This window comes from Pacificispira sp. (assembly GCF_965228185.1).
GTDB lineage: Bacteria > Pseudomonadota > Alphaproteobacteria > UBA8366 > Aestuariispiraceae > Pacificispira.
The window spans coordinates 531,779-551,072 of the sequence record NZ_CBDDHE010000008.1 but is presented as its reverse complement, the minus strand read 5'-3'; the positions used below and the strand labels follow the sequence as shown (position 1 = coordinate 551,072).

The following is a 19,294-nucleotide window of genomic DNA, read 5'->3' as shown; positions in this document are numbered from 1 at the left end:
GCCGGGCCCGGGCGCGTCAGGAATGCGCGAAGATATCCGTTTCCGCCCAGCCCTTCAGGTCCAGTTCGGCCCGGGTCGGCAGGAAATCGAAACAGGCCTGGGCCATGTCGGCGCGGCCTTCGCGGGCCAGCATGGTGTCCAGCCGGTCCTTGATCTGGTGCAGATAGAGGACATCGGCGGCGGCATATTCCTGTTGCGCCGGCGTCAGATCCTCCGCCGCCCAATCCGACGATTGCTGCTGTTTCGACATATCGATGCCCAGCAACTCCTTCGCAAGGGTCGACAGCGAATGGCGGTCGGTATAGGTGCGGACCAGCTTGGACGCGATCTTGGTGCAGTAGATCGGCCCCATCGTCACGCCCAGCCATTGCCGGCAGATCGCGACGTCGAACCGGGCGAAATGCAGAATTTTCAGGACTGACCGGTCGGCCAGCAGGCGTTTCAGGTTTGGCGCGTCGTATTGTCCCGGCGCGAATTGCACCAGATGACTGGTCCCGTCGCCCGCGGATAACTGGGCGACACACAGCCGGTCGCGCAAAGGGTTCAGGCCCTGGGTTTCAGTGTCGATCGCCACCGCCGCGCCGAAATCGACGTCGGCGGGCAGGTCGCCCTTGTGCAGATGGATGGTCAACCGGTCACTCCCTTATCGATGCACGACACCGCCCCGAATTCGGTCATCGCGAAAACACGTCGGGCGGGTTGAACGCCGTTCGACCCGCCAATCCGCTGAATCCTATCAAGAATCGCGGGCAAGCGTACAGCCTTTTGGCCGCATGCGCTGCGGCGGGGCGCCAGGGGCGCGCGGACGATCCTTGATGGGGAAACCGCAACGGAGCATTCTTAAGATGGTGCCCAGGAGAAGACTCGAACTTCCACGTCCTTTCGGACACAGGTACCTGAAACCTGCGCGTCTACCAATTCCGCCACCTGGGCATTCCGTCGGTGCGGGCCGGGAACATGTCGATTTGCCGGAAGCTTGTCAAGCGCCTGATTCAGGGGTTTCGAAAGATTTTTTTCGGCCGTCGAAATCCGCCGCAATGCGGCCATTTGCGCCCGTTCGACGAGACAGCATAGGCTTGGAAGCGACCCCGTCTTTCGCTATACCCTTCCCTTAGCTTTCGAGGTTTGACGGCCTCTGCCAATTGAGGGGGATGCGATCATGACGCCCAATCTGGTCACTGTGTTCGGCGGCGCCGGCTTCATCGGCCGCCAGGTCGTACGGGAATTGGCGGCGCTGGGCTGCCGTGTCCGCGTCGCCTGCCGCGATCCGGAACAGGCCCTGGCGCTGAAGCCGGCCGGCGATGTCGGGCAGATCACGCCGATCCAGGCGAATATCCGCCATGAGGGTTCGGTCCGCGCCGCGGTCCGGGGCGCCGACGCGGTCGTGAACCTGGTCGGTATCCTGTATGAAAGCGGCAATCAGCGGTTCCAAACCGTGCATGAAGCAGGCGCGCGCCGCATCGCCGAAGCCGCGAAGGCCGAGGGGATTTCGAACTTCGTGCAATTGTCGGCCCTGGGCGCCTCGTCGGAATCCAGTTCGCTCTATGCCCGATCCAAGGCGGCGGGCGAGGCGGCGGTTCGCGCCGTCATCCCGGAAGCGGTCGTCATCCGGCCCAGCGTCGTCTTCGGCCCGCAGGATGATTTCGTGAACCGTTTCGCGTCGATGATGCGCATCGCCCCTGCGCTGCCGCTGGTCGGCGGCGGCCACACCAAGTTCCAGCCGGTCTATGTCGGCGACGTGGCGGATGCCATCCTGAAGTCCCTGACGGACGGCGCCCAGAAAGGCCGAACCTTCGAACTGGGCGGGCCGACGGTCTATTCGTTCAAGGAAATCCTGGAACTGATCATGCGCGAAACCGGCCGCCATGTCGGTCTGGTGCCGTTGCCCTACGATTTGGCGAAGGTCATGGGCTTCTTCATGGAACTGCTGCCGGTGCCGCCGATGACGCGGGATCAGGTCGAGTTGCTGAAGTCGGACAATGTCTGCAGCGGGAACCTGCCTGGCCTGCGGGATCTGGGGATCGAGCCGAAATCGGCCGAGATCGTCCTGCCGACCTATGTCGACATCTACCGCAAGGGCGGCCGTTACAGCCCGGTTCAACCGGTGTGACGAACCAGCCGGTGTGACGAACCAGCCGGTGTGAGGAAATGGTGCGGCTGGGATCAGCCGGCCGCGCCCCAATACACCCAATAGAGCAGGGCGCTGCCCAGCGCGATCCGGTACAGGACGAAGGGGCCGAATCCGGCCCGGCGCAGCCAGGCCATCATCAGGGCGATGGAAATCAGCGCCGTGACAAAGGACAGGCCCGCGGCGATGCCCAGGTCGACGGTCAGCGCCAGATCGCCCGCCAGGTAGACATCGTAGCCCTTCAGCAGTCCGGCCGCGAGGATGGTCGGGATCGAAATCAGCATCGAAAACCGCGCCGCGTCCTCCCGCTCCATGCCCAGGAACCGGGCGGCGGTCATGGTGATGCCGGACCGGCTGGTGCCGGGCACGAGCGCCAGCACCTGGGCGATGCCGATCACCAGCGCCGTCGGCCACGCGATATGCTCGACCCGACGGATGGTCATGCCGACCCGGTCCGCCAGCCACAGCAGAATGCCGAAGCCCAGCGTGGTCCAGCCGATGACCTCCATCGTGCGGAACAGCGTTTCGACCTGGTCCTTTAGAAAATAGCCGGCGCCGACGATCGGAATCGTCGCGACGATGATGTTGCCGATCAACCGTGCCTGAGGGCCGCCGCGCCCGGTCGCGATCCGGCCGACGCCGACCGCCATCTGCCACATGTCGCGCCAGAAATAGAGGCAGACCGCGAACAGGCTGCCGATATGGACCGCGACGTCCACGGTCAGGCCCTGATCCGGCCAATCCATCACCTGCCCGGCCAGAATCAGGTGCCCGGAGGAACTGATCGGCAGGAATTCGGTGATTCCCTGCACCGCGGCGAGGACCAAGATATGGTGGAGTAGCACTCTGACCCCCAAGAATTCGTACAAGCGATTGTATAGCACCGGTCCGACGCGCTTGCATCTGTCATGATTGGGGCAGGTTGTACCGAAGTGGTATCAAAATGGGACTAAAAGTGATTATCAGATGCTGCCTGCGACGATGAACTCTTGTTCCGACGATAATATAGTTAACATTTGTGTACTAATTTCATCTTTTTGCTGGAACTCCCATTCGCTTCCGTCTATAGATCGCGCTTGCGGCTGTCTGGGCTGGGGTGGGAAGCGCTGCCCGGGCCATGAAATTGCCTCAACGTGACACAGTTTCGTTTCAGCAACCGGGTACGGATCCGATCAAGATGACCACCAAACGCATGCTTCAATTCGTCGACCGGCAGCAGGCGACGCCCGACAAGCGGGATGTCGAACAGCGCCGCGCCGATTTCGGTGAGATTTATGACGGCTATTCGGATACCGGCGCGGCCGATCAGGCCGGCCGCTGCAGTCAATGCGGTGTGCCCTTCTGTCAGGTCCATTGCCCGCTGCACAACAATATCCCCGATTGGCTGATGCTGACGGCGGAAGGCCGTCTGGAAGAAGCCTATGAAGTGTCCAGCGCGACCAACACCTTCCCGGAAGTCTGCGGGCGCATCTGTCCGCAGGACCGGCTGTGCGAAGGCAACTGCGTCATCGAACAATCGGGCCATGGCACCGTGACCATCGGCGCGATCGAAAAGTACATCACCGACACCGCCTGGGAAAAAGGCTGGGTCCAGCCGGTCAAGCCGCTGCGCGAGCGGGCCGAGAGCGTCGGGGTGATCGGCGCCGGGCCGGGCGGTCTGGCGGCCGCCGAACAACTGCGCCGCAAGGGATATCAGGTCACCGTTTATGACCGGTACGACCGGGTCGGCGGGCTGCTGATCTATGGCATTCCGAACTTCAAGCTGGACAAGGACATCGTCCTGCGGCGCACGGAATGGCTGATCCAGTCCGGGGTGACGTTCAAGACGAATGTCGAGATCGGCCGCGACATCTCCTTCGCCGATCTGCGGGCGCAGCACGACGCGGTGCTGATCGCGACCGGGGTCTATAAGGCGCGCGATCTGAAGGCGCCGGGCGTCGGGCAGGAAAACATCGTCCCCGCCATGGATTTCCTGACCGCGTCCAATCGGGCCGGTCTGGGCGATACGGTGCCGCAGTTCGAAGACGGCACCCTGCATGCCGAGGGCAAGAACATCGTCGTCATCGGCGGCGGCGACACGGCCATGGACTGTGTCCGCACCGCCGTCCGCCAGGGCGCGAAGTCGGTGAAATGTCTCTATCGCCGCGACCGCGCCAACATGCCGGGCTCGCAGCGGGAAGTGGCGAATGCCGAGGAAGAAGGCGTGGAATTCGTCTGGCTGAGCCAGCCCGAAGGCTTCACCGGCGACGGCAAGGTCGAAGGTGTCAAGGCCCAGCGCATGCGCCTGGGACAGCCCGACGCCACCGGCCGCCGCACGCCGCAGCCAGTCGACGGCGCGATGGATACCCATGACGCCGATCTGGCGATCCTGGCGCTGGGCTTCGATCCGGAAGACCTGCCGGGCCTATGGGGCGAGGCGGATCTGCCGGTCACCCGCTGGGGCACGATCAAGATCGACCACAAGACCAAGATGACCGCGATGGACGGGGTCTTCGCCGCCGGCGATATCGTCCGCGGGGCCAGTCTGGTCGTCTGGGCGATCCGCGACGGGCGCGATGCCGCCGCCGCCATCCACGATTACATCCGGGCCCGCGCCGCCATCGCGCCGGCCGCCGCCGAATAAGAGGCACGAACATGTCCGACATGAATAAGGAAAGCTGGGTCGACCAATACCGCGCCGATGCGGAGCGTCTGGCGAAGGAAGGCATGTATCTGCCGCAGACCGAAACCGCGAATTGCGGCGTCGGCATGGTCGCCGCCATCGACGGTAAGCCCCGCCGCGAAGTGGTGCTGCGCGCCATCGAGGCGCTGAAGGTCCTGTGGCACCGAGGCGCGGTCGATGCCGACGGCAAGACCGGTGACGGCGCGGGCATCCACGTTCAGATCCCGCAGGATTTCTTCAAGGAACACGTTCAGCGCACCGGCCATCAGCTCGGCAAGGGCCGGCTGGCCGTCGGCATGGTCTTCCTGCCGCGCACCGATTTGGGCCGCCAGGAGCGCACGCGCCAGATCATCGAGAGCGAAATCCTGCGCATGGGGCACCGCATCTATGGTTGGCGTCAGGTGCCGGTGGACATCTCCGTCATCGGCGAAAAAGCCAATGCGACGCGGCCCGAGATCGAGCAGATCATGGTCGAGAACGCCCGCGACGTGAAGGTCGCGCAGTTCGAGGCCGATCTCTATGTCATCCGCCGCCGCATCGAAAAGGCGGTCCTGGCCGAGAACATCACCGAAGCCTATATCTGTTCCCTGTCCTGCCGGTCGGTCATCTATAAGGGTCTGTTCCTGGCGGAGCAGCTGACCTCCTTCTACCCGGATCTGGAGGACGAGCGGTTCACGTCGAACTTCGCGATCTATCACCAGCGCTATTCGACCAATACCTTCCCCAGCTGGCCGCTGGCCCAGCCGTTCCGGGTTCTGGCCCATAACGGCGAGATCAACACGATCACCGGCAATACCAACTGGATGAAAAGCCACGAGACCAAGCTGGACGATCCGCAGCTTGGCCCCTATGTCGACGACATCAAGCCGATCGTGCAGCCCGGCAGTTCCGACAGCGCGTCGCTGGACGCGGTCTTCGAGGTCCTGGCCCGCACCCATCGCGAATTGCCGGAAGTGAAATCGCTGCTGATCCCCGAAGCCTGGGAACAGTCGAAGACGGTGCCGCAGGCCCATCGCGACTTCTATCAATATGCCAATGGCGTCATGGAACCCTGGGACGGCCCGGCGGCGATCTGCGCCTATGGCGGCCGCTGGGCCCTGGCCGGGATGGACCGGAACGGTCTGCGCCCGCTGCGCTATGTCGTGACCGGCGACGGGCTTCTGGTCGTCGGCTCCGAAACCGGCATGGTGAAGGTCGACGAGACCACGGTGATCGAAAAGGGTCGCCTGGGCCCGGGCCAGATGATCGCCGTCGATCTGAATGAAGGCCGCCTGTGTCATGACCGCGAATTGAAGGATCACGTCGCGGCGCTGAGCCCGTTCGGCGAATGGGTGAAGGGCATCACCAACCTGTCCGAACTGGACGGGTCCGGCACCGGCACCTGCGGCCAGATGTCGAAGGACGAGCTGCGCCGCCGCATGGTCGCAAACGGCTGGTCGATGGAGGATCTGGAACTGATCCTGCAGCCGATGGCGGAAGGCGGCAAGGAAGCCACTGGCTCCATGGGCGACGACACGCCGGTCGCGGTTCTGTCGGACAGCTATCGCGGCATGCATCATTACTTCCGTCAGAATTTCAGCCAGGTGACCAACCCGCCGATCGACAGCCTGCGCGAGCGCTATGTGATGTCGCTGGCGACGCGGTTGGGCAATCTGGGGAACATCCTGGAAGAAGACGCGCGGCAGCTCGAAATCGTGCAATTGCCCTCGCCGGTCCTGCTGGACGGCGATTACCGCGCGCTGCGTCGCCATCTGGGCGCGGCGGCGGTCGAAATCGACTGCACCTTCCCGGTGGACGACAATCCGTCGGCGCTGCGCGATGCGGTGCATGCCATTCAGGCGCGGGCCGAAGACGCCGTGCGCGAAGGCGCGCAGCACCTGATCCTGGACGATTCCGCGACCACGCCAGAGCGTGCGGCGATCCCCATGATCCTGGCGGCCGGCGCAGTGCACACCCATCTGGTGCGGGCCGATCTGCGGACCTTCGCCAGCCTGATCGCCCGCACGTCGGAAGCGATCGATACCCATTCCTTTGCGGTGCTGATCGGCGTTGGTACCACCGCCATCGTCCCCTATCTGGCGCAGGAAGCCATCGCGGATCGGCACCGCCGCGATCTACTGCCCGGCCTGTCGCTCGCGGACGCGCTCTTGAACTTCAAGACGTCCATCGAGGACGGGTTGCTGAAGATCATGTCCAAGATGGGCATATCCATCGTCAGTTCCTATCGCGGCGGATACAATTTCGAGGCCGTCGGCCTCAGCCGGTCGCTGGTCGCGGAATTCTTCCCCGGCCTGCCCAGCCGGATTTCCGGCGTCGGCCTGACCGGGCTGCGCGAGAACGTGCTGGACCGGCATCGCCCGGCCTATGACGAGGCGGTCGCGGCCCTGCCGATCGGCGGGTTCTACCGCTATCGCCGCGGCGGCGAGGCTCATGCCTGGGAAGGCAATCTGATCCATACGCTGCAGACGGCAGTCGGGTCGGATTCCTATGCCGTCTACCGGCGCTATGCCGAACAGGTCGCCAAATTGCCGCCGATCAGCCTGCGCGACCTGATGGACTTCAAGTATGACGGCCCCGCCGCCCCGATTGACGAGGTGGAAAGCATCACCGAAATCCGTAAGCGTCTCGTCGCCCCGGGCATCTCGCTGGGCGCCCTGTCGCCGATCGCGCATGAGACCCTGTCGATTGCCATGAACCGCATCGGCGCGAAGTCGGATAGCGGTGAGGGCGGCGAGGATCCGGCGCGCTACAAGCCTAAGGAGAACGGCGACAACGCGTCCTCCGCGATCAAGCAGGTGGCGTCCGGTCGTTTCGGCGTGACGGCCGAATATCTGAACAATTGCCGCGAGATCGAAATAAAGATGGCGCAGGGCGCGAAGCCCGGCGAGGGCGGACAGCTGCCGGGGTTCAAGGTGTCAGGCATCATCGCGCGGCTGCGGCATTCGACGCCGGGCGTGACCCTGATCAGCCCGCCGCCGCATCACGACATCTATTCGATCGAGGATCTGGCGCAGCTCATCTATGACCTGAAGCAGATCAATCCCGAAGCGCGAGTCTGCGTGAAGCTGGTGTCCAAGGCGGGGATCGGCACGGTCGCGGCGGGTGTCGCCAAGGCACATGCCGACACGATCCTGATTTCCGGTCATTCCGGCGGGACGGGTGCGTCGCCGCAGACGTCGATCAAATATGCCGGTCTGCCCTGGGAAATGGGCTTGGCCGAGGCGCATCAGGTGCTGACCCTGAACGGACTGCGCCACCGGGTGCGCCTGCGCGTAGACGGCGGAATCAAGACCGGGCGCGATGTCGTTACGGCCGCCATTCTGGGCGCCGATGAATTCGGCATCGGCACGGCCAGTCTGGTTGCAATGGGCTGCATCATGGTCCGTCAGTGCCATTCCAACACCTGCCCGGTCGGCGTCTGCACCCAGGACGAACGTCTGATCGAAAAGTTCACCGGCTCTCCGGAAAAGGTGATGAACCTGTTCAGCTTCATTGCCGAGGAAGTGCGCGAGATTCTATCCCGTCTGGGTGCGCGGACTGTGGCCGATATTGTCGGCCGTACCGATCTGCTGGCCCAGGTCAGCCGAGGCGCATCGCATCTGGACGATCTGGACCTCAACCCGCTGCTGGCCCAGCCGGGCATGAAGCGGGTCAATCACAAGGCCGACGCCGAGGGCCGGAACGAGGTCCCGGAGACGCTGGACGCGCTGATGATCCAGGATGCGGAAAACCTGTTCCGCGACCGGGAGAAGATGCAGCTTCAGTACAATATCCGGAACACCTACCGCGCAATCGGCACCAAGATTTCGTCCAAGATCACCCGGACCTTCGGCATGAAGACCTTGAAGCCGGGGCATCTGACGGTCCGCATGCGCGGCTCGGCCGGCCAGTCGCTGGGCGCCTTCGCGGTCCAGGGGCTGAAGCTGGAGGTATTGGGCGACGCCAACGACTATGTCGGCAAGGGGCTTAGCGGCGGCGAGATCGTGATCCGTCCGATCACGACCAGCCCGCTGGAAAGCAACCGCAACGCCATCATCGGGAATACCTGCCTATACGGCGCGACGGACGGCCGTCTGTTCGCGGCCGGCATGGCGGGCGACCGGTTCGCGGTGCGCAATTCCGGGGCTTATGCGGTGGTCGAAGGCGTCGGATCCAACGGCTGCGAATACATGACCGGCGGCCGGGTCTGCATCCTGGGCGATGTCGGCGACAATTTCGCGGCCGGCATGACCGGGGGCATGGCCTTCATCTATGACCCGGACGACCGCCTGCCGCTGCACCTCAACCCGGAATCGGTCGGCGTCTATGCGCTGGAAACCGATCACTGGGCCGAGGAATGCCGCAAGATGCTGGTCGACCATGTCGCCGCCACCCATTCCAAATGGGCCGACGGACTGCTGCACGATTGGGACATCACGCGGCAATCGATCAAGCACGTCGTGCCGAATGAGATCCTGAAGATGCTGGACGTGCCGCTGTCTGCGGGTCAAGCGGCGGCGGTGCCGGCGGAATAGGGCGGGGTCAGGACCCGCTTACCACCATGGGCGCGAGGGTTTCGTCGAGATACTTGCCAAGCACCTTCTCGACGAAACCTGTCTGCCTCAACACTTCGTACCCTGCCTCGTATTCGCGCAGAAGCTCCGTGCCCCGCGGGTGATTCGGGCCGACGGCGGGATAGGCCAGGAAAGGTGTCTGGAAGCCGCCTGCCGGCACGATCTGGTCCTGCAGTCCCAGTTCGTTCAACAGATACGCCGCAGAGTGCTCATCCAGACAGATCACATCCGCACGCCCCCGGGCGATCATCCGGAAAGCGCTCAACATCGGCGCCTCACCGGAAAGGTTCAACACGGCCCCATTATCGGAATTCAGGTAGGCCTGATACATCGGGCTGATGGATCGATAGTTGAACCCGACGATATTCAGAACGGTGCGATCCGCCAATGTGTCGATACCGCCGAACTCGAAATCGTCGTCCGCCCGCTTCCAGAACTGAAATTCCATGCTGACATTGGGGATGAAGGCCGGGACGAGGTTCCAGCTGTTATGCGGATTGATCGCACAGATCATGTCGATCGCGCCGGTTTCCACCGAACGGATGGCGCGGGCCAGCGGCAGCTCATGCTTTTCGACCCGGTAGCCGCGCGCTTCGAAGATCCTCTCGATGATCTCGAAGCAATAGCCGGGGTTTTCGTCGTCGCCGAGGACGAAGATCGGCGGATAGTCGAAGACCGCTACGGAAATCGTCTTGGCCGACGCAGTGCCGTAGATCGAAAATGTAAGCATAATGAAGGCGCACAGGTGCTTCGCCATGTTGAGACCGCTCCGAGGGTCCCCACCCAACCGGCGCCACCTGATCGCCGAGGGGATATACAATGCAAGATCGCGGTCGTCTACCCTTGATCGAAATATTCTTTAGTTAACAAAACCTTAAAGTGCAGAGCCGCGAGACGGCTAGCGGGACCACGGGCCGCGCGGCTTGGTGACCGGAATGCGGCTCGCCCGGGAGGGGCCGGTTGCGGTGCGGGCACGCGGACGTCCGCCGACGCCCATTTCCTGCGCCTGTTCGACCAGGGCGGCGATGCGGTTCTCCGTCTTCGGATGGGTCGTGAACAACCCGTCCATCTTGTTCGCGTGCAGCGGATTGACGATGAACATATGGGCCGTCGCCGGATTGCGTTCCGCCGCCGCATAATCGATGCGCGATGCGCCGGCCTGCAGCTTGTCGAGGGCGGAGGCGAGCCATAGAGGATTGCCGCAGATCTCGCCGCCCATCCGGTCGGCGGAGTATTCGCGGGTCCGCGAGATTGCCATCTGGACCAGCGCAGCCGCCATCGGACCCAGGAACATCACCAGGATCGCGCCCAGCGCGCCGAACGGGCTGTTCCGGTTATCGCTGCCGCCGAAGAGGCTGGCGAACATCGCCATATTGGCCAGTGCCGAGATCGCACCGGCAATGGTCGCGGTCACCGTCATGGTCAGCGTATCTCGGTTCTTCACATGCGCCAGTTCATGGGCCATGACGCCGGCCAGTTCCTCCTGCGACAGCAGGCGCATCAGCCCGGTGGTCGCGGCGACCGCGGCGTTCTCCGGATTGCGGCCGGTCGCGAAGGCGTTCGGCTGGTCGGTATCGATGATATAGACCTTCGGCATCGGCAGGTCGGCGCGCCTGGCCAGATCCGCGACCGTCCGGTAGAGGCCGGGCGCGCTCTGGGCGTCGACTTCGCGCGCATTGTGCATGCGCAGGACGATCTTGTCCGCGTTCCAGAAGGCGATGATATTGGACACGCCTGCGAAGGCGAGCGCGATCAGCATGATGGTCTGGCCGCCGATCAAATAGCCGCAAACGCCCAACAGCGCGGTCATCGCGGCCATCAGCATGCCGGTTCGCAGCGTATTCATCTCGTCATCCGATCCTTTTCGGTCAGGGGGTGTTCGGTCGCATTAGAAATGGGAATGCGGCGGGCCGGATCAAGATCGCTCAGCGCCGGCCGCCCGCCAGTTTCGCGGCGTCCGGGTGGGCGCGCAGGCGCAGCATCGCGACGATTCCGACCGCCGGTCCCAGCGCCAGGAAGGCGAATGCCCCTTCCCAGCCGAACAGGGTCTGGATCGGGGCGACAAGCTGGATCGTGACCACGGTCAGCAGGAATCCGGTGCAGGTCTGGACCGTCAGCATGGTGCCGCGCAGATCGGGCGGGCTCAATTCGATGATGCTGGACGAGAATTGCGCCGAATCCGCGACGACGGCGAAGCCCCAGATCAGCATCAGCGGGACCAGCAGCCACAGCGGCGCGGCGAAGGCGAAACCGGCGACCAGGCAACAGGCACCGCTGATCGCCAGGGCCAGGATCGTCAATGTGGTCCGTCCCATCCGGTCGGCGAACCAGCCGCCGAACAGGCTGCCCAACGCGCCTGCCGCCATGACGCAGAAGGTAAGGAGCGTCGCGCCCAGGGCCGCCCCGCCACCGCCCGGATGGACTTCCAGGCTCTGTTTCAGGAACAGGCCGATCCAGGCCCACATGGCATAGAGTTCCCACATGTGGCCGAAATAGCCCAGATTGGCGAGGCGCAGCGCCGGGACGGTGAAGGCGTTGAGCGCCAGACGCGGCCGGAAGGCGGATGCCCGTGCCTGGGTGGGGCCAAGCTGTACGAACCGCACAAGGACCGCCGCTATGGCGGCCAGGGTGCTGGCGGCCAGCATCGGAATGCGCCAGTCCAGACCGTGGCCGATCAGATCCAGCGCCACCAGCAAATGCGGCAGGGCGGAACCAAGCGCCAGGGCGCCGACCAGCAGCCCGATCAGCATGCCCATATCGTCCTTGGCCCAGCTGGCGGCCATCTTCATGCCGGTCGGATACAGGCCGGCGATGGTCGCCCCGGTCAGAACACGCAGCAGGATCATCTCGATCGATCCGGGCGGCGCGATCGTCACGGCCGCATTGGCCGCCGCGCCCAGCAGGGCCGCGGCCATGAAGAATTTCCGGGGTTCCAGCCGATCGGCCAGACCGAAAATCGCACTGATCACGGTGCCCGCGACGAAACCCAGGGAAACGGCAGCGGTCAGCCAGGAGGCGTCGGAATCGCTCAAGCCATGGGCGGCTTTTAATGCCGGGACGGCTGCCGTGGCCGAGAACCACAGCGACAGGGCCAGGACTTCCGCCACCGCGATGGTCGCGATGGCGCGCGTCTTGCCGGTGTCCATTTTCTATCCGCCCTCTCGTCCGCCGCACGAGCCTGAGAGGGCCCGAAGGATTGTCGATGCCGTAATTTCCGCTATATCTCACGGCATGACGAAACTGTCGAACCTGTTCAAGGCCTCGAAGCCCAAGCAACCGCGCCTTCCGACGGCCGAAGAGCTGCCGGAAGGCGTCGCCCCGGACGATCTGAAAGGCGTCGACGAACGGCGCTTGGCGGAACTGAAAGCCGAAGCGGCTGGTGAACGCGCCCGCAAGGCTGCGGAGCAGGCCGGGGCAGGGGACGGCGAGGTCGGCGGCCCGAAAGGCCTGGAGCCGACCCGCTATGGCGATTGGGAAAAGGCCGGGCGCTGCTTCGACTTCTGATCCCGGCCTTCTGGTAGCGGTCAGCCGTTCACCGTCATCTCATAGAGATTGAACAGGCTTTTCTGTCCGACCCGGTCATACAGGGTGCGGGCGGCGTAATTGTGGTCCTGGGTCAGCCAGCGCATCATCTTCCAGCCGCGCTGACGGCAGATTTCGCGCAGGGCGTCGAAGATCTTCTCGCCGACCCGGCCGCCACGCGCCGCGGGATCGACGAAAAGGTCGTCCAGGAAGCCCATTTTCTGGGCCCGCGACGGGCGCGGCATCTCACGGTAATGGGCCAGGCCGATCAGGGCGCCATCCCGCTCCACGACCAGACCTTCCAGGATTTCCGCCGGGTCGAGCAGCCAATCGAACGTGATCCGTCGCGAATCCTTCGTGCTCTCAACTTCGTAGAAGTCGCAATAGCCGTGAAACAGCGGATCCCAGGCCTCGTAATCCTCGGCTCGGATCGGTCGGATGATCAGTTCACTCATACTGTATTTCCTTCAGATAGGACGGGACGGGATGCGGGCGGTCCATTTTCGGGTCCGGTTCCGGGGTGCCCCAGACCGCCCGGCGCGGCAGAACACCGGCCCAGCATTGAACGGTCGCATAGTCTTCTTCGTCATCGATGGGCGGACCGCTGCGCACCTTGGCGACGGCATCCTCGATCTCCATTGCAACCACGGTGGTTGCCTTCAATTCCTGATCGGTATTGCCCCGCAACTCTTCCCAGCGGCCGGGGAACAGGCCGTCCATCATGATTTTTAGAGACGCTTCCTTGGCGGCGCGGTCTTCCAGCGCGTGGGCCCGGCCGAACAGCATCGCCGTCCGGTAATTGGCCGAATGGTGGAAGGGCGACCGGGCCATCACCATGCCGTCGAAATGCGTGACGGTGACGCAGACCGGGATGCCGCCCTTCACCGCGCGCAGCATCCGGCTGGCGGATGATCCGTGCCAATAGATCCTTTCGCCCTCGCGCCATTGCATCGTCGGCGTGACATAGGGCTGACCGTCGATGACATAACCGACATGGCAGAGCGGCGTCGAATCGACCACGGCGAAAACCGCGTCCTTGTCGTATTGCGCGCGTTGATGGGACCGGCGGACGCGGGACCGGTCGGTCGGCGCGAAGACCTCGGCGCTGTCGGGCATACTCAAACACTCCTGAACGAATGGGGGCGGACGGGCGATGACATGCCGCAAAAATGGCTTGTTCAAAAGGACCGCTTCGGGAGAAGTTATGGGGCCACTTTAGGGAGGGTTCGGAACGTCATGCCCCGCCGGGTATCGGATGGCACGGTCCTGCCGCTCGCGCTGGACCGCGACGGCGACACGCCGATGCATCGCCAACTCTACGACCAATTGCGCGGCCTGATCCTGGAAGGGCGGCTGAAGGCGGGCGCGCGCCTGCCGTCCAGCCGAACCCTGTCGCGGGAGCTGGATATTTCGCGCAATACGGTGACGGCCGCCTTCGATCAGCTTTTCGCCGAGGGATATCTGGTCGGCAAGATCGGGGCCGGGTCCTTCGTGTCCGATGAACTGCCGGAAGAATCCCTGACCCCGCGTCGGGATGCGGTCGCGCCGGGCGTGCAACAGCCCCGCCGACAGGGATTGTCGCGGCGCGGCGCGCGCCTGGCGGCTTTGCGGGGCAGCCGGTCCACCCGCCGCACCCCGGCCTTTTCCATCGGCCTGCCGGATTTGGACAGCTTTCCCTTCGATGTCTGGTCGCGGCTGATGACCAAGGCCTGGCGGCGGCCGCCGCGCGACCTTCTGGCCCATGCCGAACCGGCCGGCTATCTGCCGCTGCGTCGGGCGATTGTCGACTATCTGCGCACCGCGCGCGGGGTCCGGTGCGAGGCGGAACAGGTCATCGTCGTCGCCGGGGTGCAGCAGGCGATCGGCCTGGCCTGTCACGTCCTTCTGGACGAGGGGGATGTGGCGCTGATGGAGGAGCCTGGCTATCCCGGCGTGCGCGGCGCGCTATTGGGCGCGGGCGTGCGCACCGAAACCGCGCCGGTGGATGGCGAGGGATTGGATATCGACGCGGGCGAGGCGGCGGCCCCGACGGCGCGCCTGGTCTGTGTCGCGCCGTCGCATCAGTATCCGCTGGGCGTGACCATGACCCTGGCCCGGCGGCTCAAGCTGCTGGATTGGGCCCAGCGCAATGACGGCTGGGTCCTGGAAGACGATTACGACAGCGAATATCGCTATGCCGGGCGGCCGCTGTCGGCGCTTCAGGGCTTGGACCGGGATGGCCGGGTCGTCTATGCGGGGTCGTTTTCCAAGGTGATGTTCCCGTCCTTGCGCATCGGCTATCTGGTCGTTCCGGCCGATCTGGCGGAGCCGTTCCGTCTGGCCCGCGCGGCCCTGGACGATCATCCGTCGACCATCGCCCAACCGGCGCTGGCCGCCTTCATCGAGGACGGGCATTTCGCCGCCCATCTGCGGCGCATGCGCAAACTGTATTCCGAACGCCGGGCCGCTTTGGCCGAGACATTGGAGCAACGGCTGGGCGGCGGGATTGCCATCGCGCCGTCCGAGGCGGGGATGCATCTGCTGGCCCGGCTGGCGAAGGACCTGGCGCCGGGAATCGCCGATGGCGAAATCCAGACCTTGGCCGCCCGCCATGGCGTGACCGTTTCCGCGCTCAGCGCCTACTATGCCGGGCCGACGACGGACCGGGGTTTGCTGCTCGGCTATTCTGCGGTACCCATCGACCGGATGCCCGACGCCGTTGAACGATTGGCCAAAGCGCTGGAGACATGACAGACGCCGCCCCTCAGAGTGCTGCCGAGACCGCGGTCCCTTCGGTCGTCGATCCGGCAGTCGACCCGTTCGACCCCGCGTGCGTGGGCGGCGAAATCGTCCTGTTCGATCTGGAATTCACCGCCTGGGAAGGCAGCCTGGCGCGGGGCTGGTCGGAACCCTGGGAGCACCGCGAGATTATTCAGTTCGGCGCGGTGCGGGTTCGCGACAATGACAGCATGGGCGAGACCGGGCGTTTCCTGTGCTATGTCAGCCCGGAACGGAACCCGCAATTGTCCGCCTATATCAGCGATCTGACAGGCATCGATCAGGCGACGCTCGACAATGAAGGCTTCGATTTTCCGGAAGCCTGGGACGTGTTCCAGGAATTCTGCGACGGCGCCCGGGCGGTTCTGTCCTATAGCGGCGATCCGGACGTGCTGGCGGAGAACTGCCGGCTGCACGGGCTGAAACAGCCGGACTGGCGGCGGTACGGGGACTTGGACGCCTGTCTGGGGCGCAGGGCCGGGCCGGAATTCGCGCAGTCGACCTCCTATGACCTGCCGACCCTGGTTGGGCTGAAGACGATCGGCAGGGCACATGATGCCATGGACGATTCGCTGGCCATCGCGGAAACCTTGCGGGTCCTGCGGCGGCGCGGCGTGATCTAGGCTTGAAGACTGCGGACCGTCAGTACGTGCCGCGCAGCGCCTCATAGGAGACCATGACATGGTCCCGGAAGGCGGGGCGCTGCTGAAGCCGTTCGTAGTAACCGGCGAGGTTCGCCAGATCGGGCCGGTCCCAGTCCAGGGCGTAATACCGGTACAGGACGTAGCCGCAGGCGATATCCGCGAAGCTGAAACGCTCACCATCCAGCCATGGTCCCTGTCCGATCCGCCGGTCCAGGATATCGGCGAGCGGGGTCACCGCATCTACCGCCCGGGCCAGGATGGCCGGGTCGCGAGTCTTCGGATCCAGCCGGACATCGTAGACGAAGATATCCAGCACGGCGTCGGCGAAAGTGTTCTTCCCCCACTCCGCCCAGACATCCAGCCGCGCCCGCGCCCCGGCATCTTTCGGCCAAAAGACGTCATTGCCATAGGCGGCGCCGAGATAGCGCAGGATCGCCGCGCTTTCGAACAGGCATAGCGCGCCGTCGGTCAGGACGGGCACGCGGCCCATCGGGTTCATGACCAGAAAATCGTCGGATTGGGTCGATGCGTGGCCATGGCCGTAATCGAGGCGTTCGTGGTCGACGCCGATCTCGTGCAGGGCCCAGAGAACGAGTTGGACGCTCGACGAGTTCCGTCTGCCATAGACCGTGATCATCCGACCCTCCTGCCCTGATCCCGAAACTCCCTCGATCCTTAACCGGAAGTGATATCTCGGACAAGGGAGTGCAGCCGGGGCTGTGGTGGGCACCGCAAAAGAGAAAGGCCCGCGCCAGGGCGCGGGCCTTCAACTCTCACGAAACCCGGCGCTGTCAGTGTTTGACGTTGGCCCAGGTCTGGCGCTTCACGGCGATCATGATGCCGGTGAAAACGGCCAGGAACAGCAGCACCGCGATGCCGGTTTCCTTACGCGCTTCCATGCTCGGCTCCGACGCCCAGGCCAGGAACTCGGCCACATCCTGACCCATCTGTTCCGGCGTGGCGGCGGTCCCGTCGGTGTATTCGACGGCATCGTCATAAAGCGGGTTGGGCATGCCGATGGCGCAGCCCGGGAACCATTTGTTGAAATAGGTACCCGGCGGCAGGGACCATGCATTCAGCTCGGCTTCCCAATCTTCCTGGGATTTGCCGGCCGGTTGCGGTTTGCACAGTTTCTTGTCGTCCAGGGTCGGCTCTTCGACATAGCCGGTGCCGAGCAGGGCCGACACATAGGACGCGCCGGTCGCGAACTCGCCACCCTGGAGCATGTCCAGGAAGTTGGCGCCGATCGAGCCCAGGCCATGGGCACGGGCCTTGACGATCAGCGACAGGTCCGGCGGGGCTTTCCCGCCGTTGATCGCCGCCGCTTCCTGCACGTTGCGGTACGGATTGACGAAGCGATCCTTGGGTTCGCCCGGACGGGTGAACATGTCGCCGTCTTCGTTCGGGCCGTCGGTGACCTCGACCTGGGCCGCATAGGCCTTGATCTGCTCTTCACTGTAGCCGAGACCCGACAATTCGCGATAGCGGATCAGGTCGAGGCCGTGGCACGAAGCACAGACACCGAGATAGACCTGCAAGCCGCGTTGGGCCGCGTCCCGGTCGAACTTGCCGAAGAAGCCGGTGAACCCGAAGTCTCCCTGGGGCGGATGCGCGGCGCTGGCGGCCGCGGCTTCCTGGCTGGCCTGGCCCGCGCCGAAGGCGACGAGGGCGGCCGTTGCGATGGAAAGACCGAGTTTACGCATTACGCCTTCTCCATTTTCGCGGCGGTGGCTCCGGCGATCTGGGCGCCGCCACCGGCTTTCAGCACCGGTTCCGAAATGCTGGCGGGCAGCGGTTTCGGGCGTTCGATCCAGCCGATCAGCGGGGTCAGGATCAGGAAGTGGAAGAAGTAGTACATCGTCGTGCCCTGGGCGATCGTGACATAAGGTTCTTCCGCCGGCTTGCCGCCGACCCAGCCGAGGACGATGAAGTTGATCAGGAACAGGATCGTCGCCCACTTGTAGATCGGACGGTAGCGGCAGGACCGGACCTTGGACGTGTCCAGCCACGGCAGCAGCGCCAGGATGATCAGCGACCCGAACATGGCCAGGACACCGGCCAGCTTGGCGGTCGCCCACCAGCCGAAGAAGATCTCATGCACCCACCAGCCGTCGACGAAGGACCGCAGGATCGCGTAGAACGGCAGGAAGTACCATTCCGGCACGATATGCGCCGGCGTCACCAGCGGATCGGCTTCGATATAGTTGTCCGGATGGCCCATATAGTTCGGCGCGAAGAAGACGAAGAAGGCGAAGACCATCAGGAAGACGGCCAGGCCCAGCGTGTCCTTGGCGGTGAAATACGGGTGGAAGGGCACCGTGTCCTGCGGCCCGCGCGGCTCGATGCCGTCCGGGTTGTTCGACTTGGTCACGTGCAGCGCGACGACATGCAGCGCAACCACGCCGACGATGACGAAGGGCAGCAGGTAGTGCAGCGCGAAGAAGCGGTTCAGCGTCGGGTTATCGACCGAGAACCCGCCCCACAGCAGCGTGACGATGTGGTCGCCGACCAGCGGAATGGCCGAGAACAGGTTGGTAATGACCGTCGCGCCCCAGAAGCTCATCTGACCCCAAGGCAGCACGTAACCCATGAAGGCCGTGCCCATCATCAGGACCAGAATGATAACCCCCAGAATCCACAGCAATTCGCGCGGGGCCTTGTAGGACCCGTAATACATGCCGCGGAAAATGTGGATATAGACGACGATGAAGAACATCGACGCGCCGTTCATGTGTATATAGCGCAGCAGCCAACCGCTGTTCACGTCTCGCATGATGCGTTCAACGGAATTGAACGCCATGTCGACATGCGCGGTGTATTGCATGGCCAGCATGATGCCGGTGACGATCATCGTCACCAGGACAACCATGGCCAGGGCGCCGAAGTTCCAGAAATAGTTCAGGTTCTTCGGCATCGGGAACACGCCGTATTCGGCATGCACATAAGAGAACACCGGCAGTCGGGAATCGACCCAACGGATCACCGGATTCTTGAAATTGGGGGCGGGATGATCGCTCATAAGGGAAGC

Annotated in this window: 16 protein-coding genes and 1 tRNA gene; 6 read left to right on the top strand and 11 right to left on the bottom strand. The window is 64.1% G+C overall.

Going from position 1 to position 19,294, the window contains the following annotated elements; all coding sequences use genetic code 11:
- Nucleotides 1-16: 16 nt before the first annotated feature.
- Together ACO06O_RS17370 and ACO06O_RS17365 are read right to left on the bottom strand one after the other, a co-directional pair.
- Entirely contained in the window at nt 17-631 is a 615-nt protein-coding gene (locus ACO06O_RS17370) for a ribonuclease D (RefSeq protein WP_421882597.1), read from the bottom strand.
- A gap of 215 nt (nt 632-846) precedes the next feature.
- A tRNA-Leu gene (locus ACO06O_RS17365) sits at nt 847-933 on the bottom strand.
- Nucleotides 934-1,159: 226 nt separating this feature from the next.
- On the opposite strand from ACO06O_RS17365, the gene ACO06O_RS17360 reads away from it, so the two are divergent.
- A complete protein-coding gene (locus ACO06O_RS17360; protein WP_421882594.1) occupies nt 1,160-2,110 on the top strand; it encodes a complex I NDUFA9 subunit family protein in 951 nt (316 codons plus the stop codon).
- A 53-nt stretch (nt 2,111-2,163) separates the two neighbouring features.
- Here the strand turns inward: ACO06O_RS17360 and ACO06O_RS17355 are convergent, their stop codons facing one another.
- On the bottom strand, nt 2,164-2,973 hold the full coding sequence (locus ACO06O_RS17355; RefSeq protein ID WP_420418831.1) for an undecaprenyl-diphosphate phosphatase: 810 nt from the start codon (nt 2,971-2,973) through the stop codon (nt 2,164-2,166).
- A 332-nt stretch (nt 2,974-3,305) separates the two neighbouring features.
- Between ACO06O_RS17355 and ACO06O_RS17350 the strand changes: the two genes are divergently transcribed.
- Nucleotides 3,306-4,751, top strand: coding sequence for an NAD(P)-dependent oxidoreductase (locus ACO06O_RS17350; protein ID WP_421882591.1), 1,446 nt, complete (start codon nt 3,306-3,308; stop codon nt 4,749-4,751).
- An 11-nt stretch (nt 4,752-4,762) separates the two neighbouring features.
- Nucleotides 4,763-9,304 (top strand): glutamate synthase large subunit, encoded by a 4,542-nt coding sequence (gene gltB, locus ACO06O_RS17345; protein WP_421882587.1) that lies wholly within the window; start codon nt 4,763-4,765, stop codon nt 9,302-9,304.
- Between the two features lie 7 nt (nt 9,305-9,311).
- Here gltB and ACO06O_RS17340 read toward each other — a convergent pair whose 3' ends face one another.
- The 3 genes from ACO06O_RS17340 to ACO06O_RS17330 form a co-directional block, all read right to left on the bottom strand.
- Complete coding sequence (locus tag ACO06O_RS17340; RefSeq protein ID WP_421882584.1) at nt 9,312-10,100, bottom strand: substrate-binding periplasmic protein; 789 nt, start codon at nt 10,098-10,100, stop codon at nt 9,312-9,314.
- A gap of 141 nt (nt 10,101-10,241) precedes the next feature.
- Nucleotides 10,242-11,189 carry a zinc metalloprotease HtpX gene (gene htpX / locus ACO06O_RS17335; RefSeq protein WP_421882582.1) on the bottom strand — a complete coding sequence of 316 codons (948 nt, stop codon included), beginning with the start codon at nt 11,187-11,189 and terminating at the stop codon, nt 10,242-10,244.
- 79 nt (nt 11,190-11,268) lie between these two features.
- Nucleotides 11,269-12,489, bottom strand: coding sequence for an MFS transporter (locus ACO06O_RS17330; RefSeq protein WP_421882579.1), 1,221 nt, complete (start codon nt 12,487-12,489; stop codon nt 11,269-11,271).
- 85 nt (nt 12,490-12,574) lie between these two features.
- On the opposite strand from ACO06O_RS17330, the gene ACO06O_RS17325 reads away from it, so the two are divergent.
- A complete protein-coding gene (locus ACO06O_RS17325) occupies nt 12,575-12,847 on the top strand; it encodes a succinate dehydrogenase assembly factor 4 (protein WP_421882575.1) in 273 nt (90 codons plus the stop codon).
- Nucleotides 12,848-12,867: 20 nt separating this feature from the next.
- On the opposite strand, the gene ACO06O_RS17320 is transcribed toward ACO06O_RS17325, so the two are convergent.
- Nucleotides 12,868-13,320, bottom strand: a complete 453-nt coding sequence (locus ACO06O_RS17320) for a GNAT family N-acetyltransferase (protein WP_421882571.1) — start codon at nt 13,318-13,320, stop codon at nt 12,868-12,870.
- Nucleotides 13,313-13,981 (bottom strand): pyridoxamine 5'-phosphate oxidase family protein, encoded by a 669-nt coding sequence (locus tag ACO06O_RS17315; RefSeq protein WP_421882568.1) that lies wholly within the window; start codon nt 13,979-13,981, stop codon nt 13,313-13,315. The genes ACO06O_RS17320 and ACO06O_RS17315 overlap by 8 nt, the downstream gene beginning before the upstream one ends.
- 120 nt (nt 13,982-14,101) lie before the next feature.
- Here ACO06O_RS17315 and ACO06O_RS17310 point away from each other — a divergent pair, with 120 nt between their 5' ends.
- Nucleotides 14,102-15,595 (top strand): PLP-dependent aminotransferase family protein, encoded by a 1,494-nt coding sequence (locus ACO06O_RS17310; RefSeq protein WP_421882565.1) that lies wholly within the window; start codon nt 14,102-14,104, stop codon nt 15,593-15,595.
- Complete coding sequence (locus ACO06O_RS17305) at nt 15,592-16,245, top strand: exonuclease domain-containing protein (RefSeq protein WP_421882562.1); 654 nt, start codon at nt 15,592-15,594, stop codon at nt 16,243-16,245. Before ACO06O_RS17310 ends, ACO06O_RS17305 begins: the two co-directional genes overlap by 4 nt.
- A gap of 19 nt (nt 16,246-16,264) precedes the next feature.
- On the opposite strand, the gene ACO06O_RS17300 is transcribed toward ACO06O_RS17305, so the two are convergent.
- The 3 genes from ACO06O_RS17300 to ACO06O_RS17290 all read right to left on the bottom strand — a co-directional run bounded on the left by ACO06O_RS17300 (nt 16,265) and on the right by ACO06O_RS17290 (nt 19,285).
- Nucleotides 16,265-16,903, bottom strand: coding sequence for a glutathione S-transferase family protein (locus ACO06O_RS17300; protein ID WP_421882558.1), 639 nt, complete (start codon nt 16,901-16,903; stop codon nt 16,265-16,267).
- Nucleotides 16,904-17,057: 154 nt separating this feature from the next.
- Nucleotides 17,058-17,969 (bottom strand): cytochrome c1, encoded by a 912-nt coding sequence (locus ACO06O_RS17295; protein WP_421882555.1) that lies wholly within the window; start codon nt 17,967-17,969, stop codon nt 17,058-17,060.
- Nucleotides 17,969-19,285 (bottom strand): cytochrome b, encoded by a 1,317-nt coding sequence (locus tag ACO06O_RS17290; RefSeq protein ID WP_421882552.1) that lies wholly within the window; start codon nt 19,283-19,285, stop codon nt 17,969-17,971. The genes ACO06O_RS17295 and ACO06O_RS17290 overlap by 1 nt, the downstream gene beginning before the upstream one ends.
- Nucleotides 19,286-19,294 lie beyond the last annotated feature (9 nt).

What these genes read in the sequence shown, in the direction of transcription:
- ACO06O_RS17360 (WP_421882594.1), top strand. Translation starts at nt 1,160, where the DNA reads ATGACGCCCAATCTGGTCACTGTGTTCGGCGGCGCCGGCTTCATCGGC.
- ACO06O_RS17350 (WP_421882591.1), top strand. Translation starts at nt 3,306, where the DNA reads ATGACCACCAAACGCATGCTTCAATTCGTCGACCGGCAGCAGGCGACG.
- gltB (WP_421882587.1), top strand. Translation starts at nt 4,763, where the DNA reads ATGTCCGACATGAATAAGGAAAGCTGGGTCGACCAATACCGCGCCGAT.
- ACO06O_RS17340 (WP_421882584.1), bottom strand. Translation starts at nt 10,100, where the DNA reads ATGGCGAAGCACCTGTGCGCCTTCATTATGCTTACATTTTCGATCTAC.
- htpX (WP_421882582.1), bottom strand. Translation starts at nt 11,189, where the DNA reads ATGAATACGCTGCGAACCGGCATGCTGATGGCCGCGATGACCGCGCTG.
- ACO06O_RS17330 (WP_421882579.1), bottom strand. Translation starts at nt 12,489, where the DNA reads ATGGACACCGGCAAGACGCGCGCCATCGCGACCATCGCGGTGGCGGAA.
- ACO06O_RS17325 (WP_421882575.1), top strand. Translation starts at nt 12,575, where the DNA reads ATGACGAAACTGTCGAACCTGTTCAAGGCCTCGAAGCCCAAGCAACCG.
- ACO06O_RS17320 (WP_421882571.1), bottom strand. Translation starts at nt 13,320, where the DNA reads ATGAGTGAACTGATCATCCGACCGATCCGAGCCGAGGATTACGAGGCC.
- ACO06O_RS17315 (WP_421882568.1), bottom strand. Translation starts at nt 13,981, where the DNA reads ATGCCCGACAGCGCCGAGGTCTTCGCGCCGACCGACCGGTCCCGCGTC.
- ACO06O_RS17310 (WP_421882565.1), top strand. Translation starts at nt 14,102, where the DNA reads ATGCCCCGCCGGGTATCGGATGGCACGGTCCTGCCGCTCGCGCTGGAC.
- ACO06O_RS17305 (WP_421882562.1), top strand. Translation starts at nt 15,592, where the DNA reads ATGACAGACGCCGCCCCTCAGAGTGCTGCCGAGACCGCGGTCCCTTCG.
- ACO06O_RS17300 (WP_421882558.1), bottom strand. Translation starts at nt 16,903, where the DNA reads ATGATCACGGTCTATGGCAGACGGAACTCGTCGAGCGTCCAACTCGTT.
- ACO06O_RS17295 (WP_421882555.1), bottom strand. Translation starts at nt 17,969, where the DNA reads ATGCGTAAACTCGGTCTTTCCATCGCAACGGCCGCCCTCGTCGCCTTC.
- ACO06O_RS17290 (WP_421882552.1), bottom strand. Translation starts at nt 19,285, where the DNA reads ATGAGCGATCATCCCGCCCCCAATTTCAAGAATCCGGTGATCCGTTGG.